9 protein-coding genes and 8 tRNA genes are annotated in these 13,131 nt (G+C 41.6%); 13 read left to right on the top strand and 4 right to left on the bottom strand.

Annotation, left to right across the window (positions count from 1 at the left end):
* The first annotated feature begins 82 nt into the window (after positions 1–82).
* The 11 genes from FTU79_RS03795 (at position 83) to FTU79_RS03745 (ending at position 2,920) form a co-directional block, all read left to right on the top strand.
* Complete coding sequence (locus FTU79_RS03795; protein ID WP_180048956.1) at positions 83–517, top strand: YbaN family protein; 435 nt, start codon at positions 83–85, stop codon at positions 515–517.
* Positions 510–1,004, top strand: a complete 495-nt coding sequence (gene elsL, locus FTU79_RS03790) for a cell wall-recycling L,D-carboxypeptidase ElsL (protein ID WP_180007533.1) — start codon at positions 510–512, stop codon at positions 1,002–1,004. Before FTU79_RS03795 ends, elsL begins: the two co-directional genes overlap by 8 nt.
* 462 nt (positions 1,005–1,466) lie before the next feature.
* Positions 1,467–1,542 (top strand) — tRNA-Val (locus FTU79_RS03785).
* A gap of 29 nt (positions 1,543–1,571) precedes the next feature.
* A tRNA-Asp gene (locus tag FTU79_RS03780) sits at positions 1,572–1,648 on the top strand.
* A gap of 47 nt (positions 1,649–1,695) precedes the next feature.
* A tRNA-Asp gene (locus FTU79_RS03775) sits at positions 1,696–1,772 on the top strand.
* Between the two features lie 21 nt (positions 1,773–1,793).
* Positions 1,794–1,869, top strand: a tRNA-Val gene (locus FTU79_RS03770).
* Positions 1,870–1,882: 13 nt separating this feature from the next.
* Positions 1,883–1,959 (top strand) — tRNA-Asp (locus tag FTU79_RS03765).
* 31 nt (positions 1,960–1,990) lie between these two features.
* Positions 1,991–2,066: transfer RNA gene (locus tag FTU79_RS03760), tRNA-Val, on the top strand.
* Positions 2,067–2,110: 44 nt separating this feature from the next.
* Positions 2,111–2,187, top strand: a tRNA-Asp gene (locus FTU79_RS03755).
* A 98-nt stretch (positions 2,188–2,285) separates the two neighbouring features.
* Positions 2,286–2,361 (top strand) — tRNA-Val (locus FTU79_RS03750).
* Positions 2,362–2,458: 97 nt separating this feature from the next.
* On the top strand, positions 2,459–2,920 hold the full coding sequence (locus tag FTU79_RS03745) for a DUF2750 domain-containing protein (protein ID WP_180007534.1): 462 nt from the start codon (positions 2,459–2,461) through the stop codon (positions 2,918–2,920).
* 54 nt (positions 2,921–2,974) lie between these two features.
* Here the strand turns inward: FTU79_RS03745 and FTU79_RS03740 are convergent, their stop codons facing one another.
* The 4 genes from FTU79_RS03740 to yccS form a co-directional block, all read right to left on the bottom strand.
* Entirely contained in the window at positions 2,975–3,745 is a 771-nt protein-coding gene (locus FTU79_RS03740) for a YdcF family protein (protein ID WP_180007535.1), read from the bottom strand.
* 104 nt (positions 3,746–3,849) lie between these two features.
* Complete coding sequence (locus tag FTU79_RS03735; protein ID WP_180048955.1) at positions 3,850–6,552, bottom strand: sulfite reductase flavoprotein subunit alpha; 2,703 nt, start codon at positions 6,550–6,552, stop codon at positions 3,850–3,852.
* 189 nt (positions 6,553–6,741) lie between these two features.
* Positions 6,742–7,302: a YcxB family protein gene (locus tag FTU79_RS03730; RefSeq protein ID WP_078191438.1), complete on the bottom strand. Its 561-nt coding sequence runs from the start codon at positions 7,300–7,302 to the stop codon at positions 6,742–6,744.
* A gap of 85 nt (positions 7,303–7,387) precedes the next feature.
* A complete protein-coding gene (yccS, locus tag FTU79_RS03725) occupies positions 7,388–9,556 on the bottom strand; it encodes a YccS family putative transporter (protein WP_180009827.1) in 2,169 nt (722 codons plus the stop codon).
* Positions 9,557–9,691: 135 nt separating this feature from the next.
* Between yccS and FTU79_RS03720 the strand changes: the two genes are divergently transcribed.
* A complete protein-coding gene (locus FTU79_RS03720) occupies positions 9,692–10,894 on the top strand; it encodes a multidrug effflux MFS transporter (RefSeq protein WP_180048954.1) in 1,203 nt (400 codons plus the stop codon).
* 644 nt (positions 10,895–11,538) lie between these two features.
* On the top strand, positions 11,539–12,819 hold the full coding sequence (locus FTU79_RS03715; RefSeq protein WP_180048953.1) for a DcaP family trimeric outer membrane transporter: 1,281 nt from the start codon (positions 11,539–11,541) through the stop codon (positions 12,817–12,819).
* Positions 12,820–13,131: the final 312 nt, after the last annotated feature.

Below are 13,131 nucleotides of genomic sequence, written 5' to 3'. Positions count from 1 at the left end.
ACCTTTTGAATAATGCAGAATAACAACGGATATTTGTTAAAAACATCTTATACTACCTGAATTGAAAGTTCAGGGTAGCGGTATGAAGACGTTGTTTTGGCGAAGCTTAGTGGTTGTCTTTGTCATTTTAGGCTTTATAGGGGCTTTATTGCCGGGAATGCCCACGACAGTCTTCTTAATATTAGCGGCATGGGCGGCTTCAAAAGGTTGGCCTCAAATGGATGCGTGGTTGTTGAATCATCCTAAATATGGGCCAACCTTGCGTGCTTGGCGCGAAAATGGCACCGTCCCCCGCAAAGCAAAATGGTTCGCATCAATCATGATGTTGGTGAGTGGTCTGATTATGCTTTTTACTTCTGCACCGATTGCCGTCAAGATATTCACTGACTTAACCATGTTGATCGTTGGCATTTGGTTATGGACACGACCTGAGCCAAATCAGATACGGACTATTGAAACATCGCCGCAGACACAACCAGTAGATAAAGATAAGCAGAAAGAGCAAGAGCATGTCTGAATATACCCAAGATCAAGCCGATATCCTGATTAACTTGAAAGATCAAACTTTAACTTTGCCGAAGCTCAATAAGTTTTATCTAATTTCATCGGGTAAAAATGGCATTGGTGAACAAGAAAATAGTGGTAAGACTCCACGTGGTTGGCATCAAATTGCGGAAAAGTTTGGTGGACAACAACCTCAAAATGCAGTTTTTAAAGCACGTCAGTGGACAGGTGAGGTTTACGACGAGCAACTTGCCGCATTACATCCTGAGCGGGATTGGATTTTATCTCGAATATTGTGGCTCAGTGGTTTGGAACCCGGCTTTAATGTGGGTGAGGGCTGTGATACTTATCAGCGTTATATTTATATTCATGGCACACCAGATACTGAACCAATGGGTATACCTATGTCACATGGTTGTATTCGCATGCGAAACAGCGATGTTGTAGAACTTTATCAATTGATTCCATTAAATGCGCTGGTTTACATCACTGAACATTGAACACGTCGTTAAAAGCACAAGCCATGAAAACCGAAGTTCATGGCATCAAAACAAAGATTTGAAAAATTAAAGTGAGTTTGAAAGGCGTTTTTTTGTCAGGACTTTTGTCAGGACTAATGCTCGCAAACTAACAGAAAATCGTGTTTGAATGTATTTTGTGCACTGCGGTGTTTTAGAATGCAGTGTGTGTGGTGAATTAATCGTCGGTTCGCTGAATGATTAGTTATGAGTCCACGCGAAAAACTGTTTTTTATGTGAATGATGCAGAATATAAGTCCTATTTTTAGTAATAAATTTACAGGTTTATAGCTAAAAAATGTTCAAAAATACTGATTTTTCCGCAATATAACTTATTTTTTAATCACTCAAACAGAAAAAGTGGAAAAGAGTTAGAAAAGCGTTTGACAGACCGTGAGGATTCTCTATAATGCACCTCATCAAACGATGAACATGTTTTGAAAAGGGCGCTTAGCTCAGTTGGTAGAGCGTCTGCCTTACAAGCAGAATGTCGGCGGTTCGATCCCGTCAGCGCCCACCAAACCTTTTCAGCGTTAAGATATTTAGAGTGCAGCGGTAGTTCAGTTGGTTAGAATACCGGCCTGTCACGCCGGGGGTCGCGGGTTCGAGTCCCGTCCGCTGCGCCACTTTAAATCTTAATTCGTTTGAACCACAATAGCGACATTGTGTAAGTGCAGCGGTAGTTCAGTTGGTTAGAATACCGGCCTGTCACGCCGGGGGTCGCGGGTTCGAGTCCCGTCCGCTGCGCCATTTACATGATAGATCTTTTGAGGGCGCTTAGCTCAGTTGGTAGAGCGTCTGCCTTACAAGCAGAATGTCGGCGGTTCGATCCCGTCAGCGCCCACCATATTTTTTGCGATGCAGCGGTAGTTCAGTTGGTTAGAATACCGGCCTGTCACGCCGGGGGTCGCGGGTTCGAGTCCCGTCCGCTGCGCCATTTCAAAGAATATAATTTTTGTACCCTTTAAGGGCGCTTAGCTCAGTTGGTAGAGCGTCTGCCTTACAAGCAGAATGTCGGCGGTTCGATCCCGTCAGCGCCCACCATATCTTTTAAGATATAGGTTGTGTTTCGAAAGAAACTACGTGATGCAGCGGTAGTTCAGTTGGTTAGAATACCGGCCTGTCACGCCGGGGGTCGCGGGTTCGAGTCCCGTCCGCTGCGCCATTTATCTTAAAAATCTCTGTTCAAGAGAATGCCTTTAGAAAAATCTTCGATTTTTCTCTTGCGCTCAGACAAAGCTTCGCTTTGTTACTCTTCGCTCAGGGCGCTTAGCTCAGTTGGTAGAGCGTCTGCCTTACAAGCAGAATGTCGGCGGTTCGATCCCGTCAGCGCCCACCATATTCTTCTATAGAAACTTCTTTATCCAAAAGCTTGCCTAAATTTTCTGATTTACATAGAATCCGCTCTATAATAATTTTAATATTGTATGTGATCTATGAGAAATCCATATCAGCGCAAGGCAGCGTCTAAAACTCAAACCACAAATTACAATCCTCAAGAAACCTATAAACAATTTATTGAAAATATGGTCGCTCAAGGTGGCGTGATTGCGTTATATCAAGATGGTTGGGCACTTTGTGCGACACCTACAGGTCAACGTTCCTTCGCTATTTGGCAAAACCGTGGTTTGGCACGTTTATTAATTAAAGACAATTGGTCCAATTATGAAATTCAGGAAATTTCATTAAAAGACTTTATCGAAAAAGTCATTCCGTTTTTACGCAGCGAGAGCACTACGGTATCTTTAGATTTGACCCCAGAAGGGCAAAATATTTTGGTTGCGCCTGAAAAGATGCTGTTAGATATTAAAAATTATTTATATCAAGTTTATCAACAGCGGCCAGAAGTCTTTGAAAACCTTAAAATTCCTTTGCCACGTAGTATTCGTTTAAATTAATGGTTTATTTACAGTATAAAAAAGCCCTTGTTCATTGGTCGAACAAGAGCTTTTTTAATATTCATTGAGTACAAAACCACTCAAAAAGGCAAAATATTCACGTAACCAAGAGTTGTAGCGGATGTACAGCGGTGTAGGTGCTGCAATGGTATACACTTGTGTATAGCCTAACTTTCGTGCAATTGCTTTTGCACGTGGGAGATGAAAGTCACTACTGGCAATGGCTATAGGTGCATCAGGCGAAATTTGATGTTGTTTTAAAATCAATTTACTGTTGATCAGGTTGAGTTCTGTACTGGTACTTTTACTTTCTTCATATAGACGTGCGGCTGAAATGTCATAGTATTGAAGTAAATAGCGCTTCATGACAGAAGATTCGGTCATTTTTTCATTAAAGCCTAACCCACCCGTCATGATCAAAATAGTATTGGGCTGTTGCAATGCATACGGCGCTGCGGCATCGAGACGTGCCTTTAAGGTCGGAGAGGGTTGACCATTTTCAATACCACTACCCAAAACGATGATGGCTTGGACGGAAGTAAATGGCTTGGATTGCTGGCTATTGAAGTGTAAATACGCAAAAAACAGTAAAAGGCTCAATAGCCAAAGCCAAAACAACCACCATGTAGCACGCCAGAGCCTTTTGAGTTTAGGGTATTGATCTAAAATATTGTGAATTTGAGTTGCAAATAGTCCAAATAAAAGAAAAATACACCCAATGACTAAGGGCAAAAGGATGCCTAAATGAATTTTATCTAATGTAAGTAACCAAATGGCATCTACGCAGAGCAGCAAGCCTACACAAAGCAGTAGTATTCTTTTCATGCAAAAAATTAAAGCAGTATTCGTATTTGGCCTAAGTATAGCGTGAAAAAAACCAGACACGAGGTCTGGTTTTTAGTTGGGACTATTTATGAGTAAACATCTTATTAATAAACATCACGGCGGTAGCGCCCAGCTTGACGCAGTTCAGCAACAACGTCTTCACCTAATATATCAATCAGTGCGTGGTCAACGTCCGTTGCCATACCGTTGATACTACCGCAAACGTAGATCACGGCACCTTGTTCTACCCATGATTTTAATAAGGTCGCATGGTCACGTAGCTCATGATGCACATAGCGTTTCTCCGCTTGATCACGAGAGAAGGTGAGGTCTATGCGTTGAACTAAGCCCGTGTTTTGCCATGCTTCAATGACGTCTTGATAAAAGAAATCATGTGCGTGTTGGCGCTCACCAAAAATCAGCCAGTTTTGCGTATAGTCTTGACGAACTCGTGTATGTAACAGGCTGAGTAAACCAGCAATACCTGTACCGTTACCAATACAAATCACAGGACGATTATCTGCAATCAGATGGAATGATTCATTGGTGCGAATACGCAGTTGTAGTGTGCTGTTGATCGCTGCATGTTGTGTTAACCAACCAGAGCCTAAACCAAGCTCACCATCCGCATTGGACTGCTGACGTACCACTAAGCGTAATACTTGCTGACTTGGAATACTGGCAATGGAGTATTCGCGAGTTGGAAGCGGTGGAAGCTGTTCGAGCAAATAATCAAGATTGGCAAATGGTTCAACATCCGTATTTAGGTTGCGATCCAATAATGCATCTTCAATGCGTTGCTGAGTAGAATCAACCACTTGCTGACTTTGAATTTGGTACTTTTGCATGAAGTTTGCAATACGTTCAGCACTATTACCCGGCTGAATCTCTGCAATATCACCCGCTTGCCAATTGGCTTCATGTTGCGGTTTTAACTCAATATTAAATGCAGGGGCACCTAAACTGTTCGGGTTGAGTAGATCACGTTTGGTCAATGTCCATGCATCAAAAGTTTTTTCAATTTGCATGTGCTGAAGTTCAAGTTTAGTCGCTTTGGCTAAAGCGCTATTCCATGCTTGAATGGCTTGGGTGTCGCCATTATTGACTTCAATTGTGTCAAACAGGGGCTTCGCAGCATTACTTTGCATCCAGCGATGAATCGCATGACCAAAGCTACAGAACGTATCCGGATATTCTTCAGAGCCTAAAGCTAAAACGGCAAACTGAACATGACTCAAATCGAGGCGTTGTGTCATCAGTTTACGTTCAAAGCTTGAAGCGAGATCAGGCGCTTCTCCAGTGCCATAGGTACTTGCAACAAATAAAATCTGAGCGGCTTGCGTTAAGTCATCAGCAGAAAGTTGCTGAACAGCTTTCACTGTGACGGGCTGACGAGCCTCTTGTAAGCTTGTTGCTGTACGCCATGCCAATTGTTCAGACTGACCTGTTTGTGATGCATAGCAAATTAACCAAGGCTGTGCATTTGGGTCGATGGTAACTGGTGCTAAGCTTTGACGGGCTTGCTGTGTCAGTTTTTTCTGTTTACGACGTTTGAGATAGAGCATCCATCCTGTGACAAAGAACAGCGGCATCATGAGGGATGCAATAACCACAAAGAACTGATAAATCGGTCCGAAGAAACTACCGCGATGTACAGGCAACATGCTGGTCATGATTTTTTCATTTAGCTTTTTATCTTCGTATAACTCGATATCGGTAAGAGCATCCGTTTTGTAGTTATAAGTCGCTTTGTTGCGCGCACGCTCATGTTGAGGGACGGCATCCACAAAGTTAATTTCTAATTCACCATTGGCTTTTTTCGGAATATTAAAAGTGACACTTGAGTATTCACGACCAATATTTTGATTAAAGCCATTCCAACTTTGCGTAAGGGCAATATTCACTTGTTCTGGTTTTAGACCACGTTTTTCTCCGCGACCTTCAGCACCATGTTTATTTTCTTGAGCGCCGTGTTCAGAGGGACTCGACGTTGCAGGATTTCTTTCAGAACGTGCTTGGTGTTCGCCATGAGTTTGTTTTGCCTCAGTGGCTTGTTTTTCACCACCTTGCTTTGCACCCGCTTGTTCAGCAGGTTGTCCATTCGGTTTTGGACCTTCTTGTAACTGGGGCTGTGGACGTTCAACGCCCATGACTTTAAACATGCCATTACGCCACCAATCATAAGACCAGTACAGACCTGTACATGCCAAAATGAGATAAAAAACAATCACCCATGTGCCGACGACTGCATGTAAATCCCATAGGAAATTACGTCCTTTGAGTTTCGGTTTTACTGCAAGCCATTGTTTTACAGAATGTCTTTTTGGCCAACGCAGATACAAACCACTCAATACAAAATAAATCAGCATCAGTGTACATGCGCCGGTAATTTGTTTACCTACAGGGCCAACAGTTAAATTACGGTGTAGTTGCTGTACAAACTGGAAGAATTTTTGACCTTTGATTTCAGGTAAAACTTCGGCTGTATAGGGGTTAACCATCATGTTATAGCCACGACGAGCACCTTCCTTGACAATATTCACGGTACTTGAGGCGGTAGCATCTGAGGCAATAGAGATGCTGTTAATTTTCATGTCAGGATCAGACTGACTAAAGTGCTCATAAAGCTCAGCAGGGGTTAGTTTAGGCTGCTGTTGAACCTGAACTACATAACTGTCCTGATTGATTGCTTTAAGTATTTGCTGTTCATAGGAATAAATGGCACCTGTAACCCCCATGAGCGAGAGTATTAAGCCGGCACTAATCCCCAAGAACCAGTGAATCTGGAAAAGGGTTTTCTTAAACATGATGGATTTAATATTGATAAAAGGTTGCTGAATTGCGACGAATTATAAACGATGATGTAGTAGAGAATGTGGAAAAAGTAAGTAATATTCATTCTCATTATTGTAATTATCAATGATCATTCGAAAATTAAACAGATAAAAAAACCTCCAAAAAGTGGAGGTTTTTTTATACATAAATGTCTGTTTGGCTTAAATTGCTTTAGCTGGGCCTACAGTTTCATTTAAGTGCTTACGAATGGTCGAAAATGGAAACTTCTTGCTATCCATACGTTTAGGCAAGATGTATGCACCGTCTTGACCCTTCACTTTAAAGTTTAAAAGGATGAAGTCTTTAGTGTCATACCATTCATGAATGTCTTTCCAACCGACAGTCATCGTCCCCATGTTTGCGCCCATACGTTGCTGCATAGAGATCCCGTGCGGCTGAACACCCATACGAATGCCTTTAATTTCTTGTACAGGGACTTCGTTCAGTTTGCGTTTCGCATACCACTCGATACCGAATTTACGCACAAGGAAGTAAATCACAACACAGACAATAGCTACCCAGCAAAATACTGTTGAATAGTTCTTAATAAAGATGAGGCCCAAGAGTGCCAGTGCAAGAATTGCACCCATAATTAGCCATGCTTTTTTGCCAATTTTGAAGTTACTGCGAGACAGAACAAGTTGAGCATAACGTTGTTCTTCTTCAGAAATTTCATAAGCCACTGGCTCTAGCGTGTAGGCATATAAATTTTTTGCGGTCATAGTGAAAGTAACAGATTTAAAACTGTAAAAAGTTTAGCATTATTTATACCAATTCAGTGAGTATATTGTTCCAAAATCATCCAAATTATAGCGAAGCCAGTTCAGTCGATGCCTGATCATGCTCATGACTTAGATTTTGTTTCAATTGGCTAAATTGGTTCAACACGTTAAACATCAAAGAAAGCTGCTGTAGCACGATCAAGGATTTTTGATCTTCCTCACTGTTTTGTGACAAACGCTGACGGATTTCTTGCAACATATTTTGCGCCGTTAAGTCCGGTACTTCGTCACGTAGTAATGCACCTTGAATGTCATCCGTAGCTTTATCCAATAAGGTTAAGACTTGTTGATCTTGAATTTTTTCACGATGCGCACCTAAGGCTGCGATATAACTAATAAAGGTATGATTGAGACACAAAAACTCAAAGGCCAAAGCTTTTTGAGTCGGATCGGTATCGGGTTCGGTGGCTAAAGTGGAAATCAGTGAAGCCACTTCTGCATCGGTATTATGGGCTGCACGACGGACCACACGATAATTCAACCCGTTATTACGACCAGATTTATATTGTTCAACCACTTCGGCCAAATAATCACACTGCGCTTGAATCGAACGGCTGATGGTCCGAGGTAGGCGACGGAACTTCCAGTCTGGGAAAATGAAACTCACACCAAACCATGCCAAGGCACAACCAATCAGTGTATCAATCATACGCGGCATAGCTGCGGCAAAACCCATGCCATCTAAGTTAAAGTTGATCAGCGCCAAAATGGTAATAAATGCAGTGGCTTGTGCATATTGCTTACTGCGTAATTCAAAAAACAGCACGCCACTTAAAATGAGTAGCAGTAACTGACCTTCGACAGAAGGAACAAAATATAAAATCGCATAACCTAAAATAATTCCGACCAAGGTGCCAATGATACGTAAATAGAGGCGGCGCTTGGTGGCGTTAAAGTTTGGCTGGCTGACAAACAGGGCAGTCAATAAAATCCAATAGCCATAACTGATATTGGTCACTTGGACAAAAATATAACCAATAAATAAGACAGTCGATAAACGCACAGCATGACGGAACAGCACCGATTCAGGGCTCAAATGTTGTTTGAATCGAATGACGATGTCGTCCCAACCTTTTAAATCATCATCTTTTAAACGATTTTCAATCAGGGCTTGTCGGTCAATATAACGCTCGGTTTCGACATTACGTAATTGCGCATCGATGCCTTTTAGGTTTTGGTATAAAGCAAATAAAGAGTTGATCCAGACTTCATCGTATTTTTGTTCTTCACGCAGCTTTTCGAGTGACAATTTTAGATTGTGGAATGCATGTTTAAAACGTTGATTATGATGATAAGGTTTTCGCTGTAAGATACTGATACTCAAATCTTTACAAGCTTTACCTTGAATCGAAAGCACGCGTTGAAAGCGAAATAAAATATCACTATGTTCAAAAATACGGGTCAATTTTTGATAATCAATATGCGCGGAATCGGCACGTTCATGAATGTCTTGCGCGACAAAATAATATTGCAGGCTACGACGCGTATCTTTTTGTCCACGGTCACCTTTTAAACGCGTTAATAAGGCCGTTTTCATATCGTTGAAAATGCCAATCAATTTGCCATTTTCTAGCGATAGCTCAATCAAACTTTGCTGATAACTTTCCGGTGTCATATCGACATCAAACAAGTTAGATTTTGCAAATAAGAAGTCACCCAGAGACGAATAGCTTTGCGCCAATTTGTCCTGAACTTGGCGTACAGGAAACAGTAGAAAGCTCAAGGTAGAGAGCAGTCCATACCAGATCGCACCGATGACCAATAAACCTGCTTGTGTATACCAATTTTCAAAAAGTTCGACCCCAAGCATGGAATACACGGAGATCACCAAACAGCCATAAGAAATGGTGGCATAGCGACGACCCAATGAACCCAAAAGAATCCAACCGATACAAGAAACGATCAGCCCCAATGCAAATAAAATCGGATGCGGGAACAACAGATAAATGGATACCGCAGTAACAAAGAACCCAATATAGGTATAAATTTGATTGAGCACGCGGACTGAAAAGCGGTCATCGATATCACTTAGACCTGCGGCAACCACACCCAAAGTGAGGGGAATGGTCATCAATTGCTGATCTAAAAAATATGGGACAAAGGCTGTTCCTGCGAAGGCAATGACCATGCGCAAGTTATACATAAAGGTCGTGTTATAGGTTGCTTGTTTCAGTCGTGCGAGCCAGGCGTTCAAAATTTTTCCTTTGCTAAAGCGATGGGACAGTAAGCAATGTGTATCGTGTGAATTTTCACATTGAAGCCAAGAAATAATACTATGTGCAGTGTAAACTTGTCTGCAAAACTTGCTTGCGATAAATGAATTATTCTTATGAAAAGCGTCGAATCACAAAAGGAATTTTCTCAACGCTGGATCGTCTTGTTGGCGTTGCTGACTGCTTTAGGTCCACTTTCAATCGACATGTATTTGCCGGCTTTACCTCAAATGGCCGACGATTTTGGTGTGACAACGCAACAAGTGGCCAATAGTCTTCCAGCGTATTTCTTGGGTTTGGCGATTGGACAGTTAATTTACGGGCCGGTCAGCGACCGCATTGGGCGTAAAACACCGCTATATTTCGGTTTGGTTTTATATATTTGTGCCAGTTTTCTGTGTGTCTTTGCCAAAAGTGAATGGAGCTTGATCGCGGCTCGCGTTTTGCAAGCCTTGGGTGGCTGTGTTGGTGTGGTGATTGCCCGTGCAGCAATTCGTGATCGCTTAAGTATGCAAGCTTCTGCTCAAGCCTTTGCCAGTATGATGATCGTGACAACAATTGCACCGATCATTGCACCTACTTTAGGCGCATGGGTATTGCAGGTGTTTGAATGGCAATACATATTTGCGGTATTGGTACTTGTCGGTATTTTTTGTCTTTTCTGCGTACATTTTTTCTTTCAAGAAACCCTGCCTGTTGAGCGACGCTTAAAATTAAGTTTGAAACAAGTCTTAGGTTTATATGGTGCGATTTTACAGGACGAAACTTTCCGTAAACCGATGCTCACAGGCTGTTTTTCTGGCGCAATTTTATTTTGTTATATCAGTGGCTCATCTGCCATTTTGATGGATGGTTATGGTCTGAGCCAACAGCAATTTGCTTATGTATTTGGGGCGAATGCTTTAGGGATTATGGTGTTTTCAACCCTCAATAAGAAACTTGCAAATCGACTGGATGTTCGCCATAGTTTGCAATTGGGTAATGCACTCCAATTGTGTGGTGTGCTGATCTTATTGGCGGCAGGATTATTTAATCTTTCCTCTATCATTGTTGTAATGTTGGGCATGTTCTTATGTGTTGCTTCAATCGGCTTCACTGGTCCAAATGCGATGGCATTGGCGATGTCTGAACAAGGCTCACGAGCTGGCACAGCCAGTGCAATCATGGGAAGTATGCAATTTGCCTGTGGTCTATTGGCCGGAGTGTTTTTGAACTTTTTAGTATGGTCAGCGCTCATCAATATGGCTCTGATTATGCTGCTATTTGTGGTTGTTGCAATGTTCACCATGCGTAGTTTAAAAGCTTCAGCCATGGGTTGAACTAAATGCAGGTGATGACGTTTAGCAGGTCTGACTTAAACGTCGGTCATCAACGTACGTGTATTATTGATCAAATATCCGCGTCACTCATTATAAATGTTCATCATTCATAACTTTCAATGAGGGCGCTATTTATCGCACCTTGAGCTCAATTGCTGTTTGCTCGAAACATATATCTAAGTAATCATGCATTTGAAAATAAAAAGAGAAACTGTAGATCGCTGTTGTCCTACCTTTATGAAATAGAGCAACTGATAAATAAGTATTATTTGCATTAAACACAGTGCTTTATGCTGGATCAATACATTGTGAATGTCTCTATCGGTAATATGTCGGATTTTATCATTTTTATGACATACCTATAGGGTATGGATATTTACCTTTAAGGTATGGGTGTTGAGCTTTTTTGCCATCTGAATCGGCTAAGTCTGAATTTTAACTAAATATTTCAGTCTATTTTCAGTGATGGATTCAGCGTTTTTGCTTTTTGCTTTCAAGTATTTCGTTCTTGGGAGCTGCAAGTTGGGGCTTTAATGCGACTAAAGCACAGATAGGCAGCTTGAAATTTGTCCGCTCAAATAGGCGAATAACAAAGCGCCCAGAGTTAGGGCATACAACAATGACAGGACAATAGAGAGCTTAGGATGAAAACTCAAACTGTATTCCACCCAATGAAAACCCTTGTTGTTGCCATGAGTTTGGCAACGGTCTCAATGACTCATGCAGGCAGCAATACTTCTGAAATTGAACAATTACGTGCAGAAGTTGCAGAACTGAAAAGTTTAATTAAAGCGCAGCAGCAAGTTCAACAACAGCAACAAACAGAGATTCAGCAAGTTAAAGCGCGTCCTGTTGCACCACCACCGCCACCAGCTACTCCAGCTGCAAGCTTAAAATCTAAAACAGGTGCAGATGTAAGCCTTTACGGTTTTGTTCGTGGTGATGCGAACTACATCATCGAAGGTGCGGATAACGACTTCAACAACGTACATACGTCTAAAGAAGAAGCACGAGATAAACTTCGCGCAACTGCAAAAACCACACGTTTTGGTTTAGATTTTACAGCACCTGTCGGTGGTGATAATAAAGTGGGCGGTAAAATTGAAGTCGACTTTGCAGATGCAAGTGGTTCAAATGATGGACTTCGCTTACGTCACGGTTACTTAACCTTTAACAACTGGTTATTTGGTCAAACGACATCTAACTTCTTATCTAGCCATGCACCAGAAATGATTGATTTCAATACAAACTTGGGTGGTGGTACTACACGTATTCCTCAAGTTCGTTATAACTACAAATTAGCTCCAGATACTCAACTATTTGTTTCTGCGGAAGAAGGGGATAGTAAAGGGACTGTTGCTGCAGATCCGACTTATCGTCTTCCAAACTTAACTGCCAAAGTGACTCAAGGTTTTGCCGCAGGTAAAGGTACCGCTTCAGCTCGTGCATTGGTTGAAAACTACAAATCTAAAGCTGCAGATGATACTGAAACAGCTTGGGGCGTAGCAGCGGGTGCATCTTATGCAGTGACTGATCAATTGAAATTGAATGGTGATGTTTCGTATACAGAAGGCAACAGCAACTATTTATATGGTTCTAACTCGGCTTACTCTGTTGTAGATGGCAACATCGAGCAAAACAAATTCACTGCTGTACAAGTGGGTGCAACCTATAAGTTTAATGAAAAACTACGTTCGACTTTAGCTTACGGCGCGCTATTTGCGGATGATGGCAGCGCGTATGCGAAAGATGCATTGAATTCAAATGCGAACGAAGAAGCACAGCAAGCTTGGATTAACTTTATTTACGCACCTGTAAAACCAGTTGAACTTGGCTTGGAATATGTAAATGGTAAACGCAAAAACTTTGCGGGTGAATCTTATAACGATGACCGCGTTGGTTTAATGGCTAAATATAGCTTCTAAGCTCAACGACCGATTCTAATCGATCAAAAAAGCCTGACTCAGTTCAGGCTTTTTTTGTTTAAACAGGGAGTGTAACAAAGCAGATGAACAAATATGTCTGAGCAATTAAAGTCACTGAATAGCCTAGTCATGATGTCGTTGAACCACGTACAGTATATGGATTACGCTTAAATCTTTAATATTTTATCTCTGTACACGACAAATTTCACAGAACCCTTATCCTATCAGGATTCTGCTTTCTTAAAATTGCCAAAATTTCCTTAAACTCTTCTTTTTTCCCAAAACCAATTAAACGCTGAATCGCCATTTGAA

Source organism: Acinetobacter sp. YH12144, from assembly GCF_013418345.1.
GTDB lineage: Bacteria > Pseudomonadota > Gammaproteobacteria > Pseudomonadales > Moraxellaceae > Acinetobacter > Acinetobacter amyesii.
This window is presented reverse-complemented; position numbering and strand designations above follow the sequence as displayed.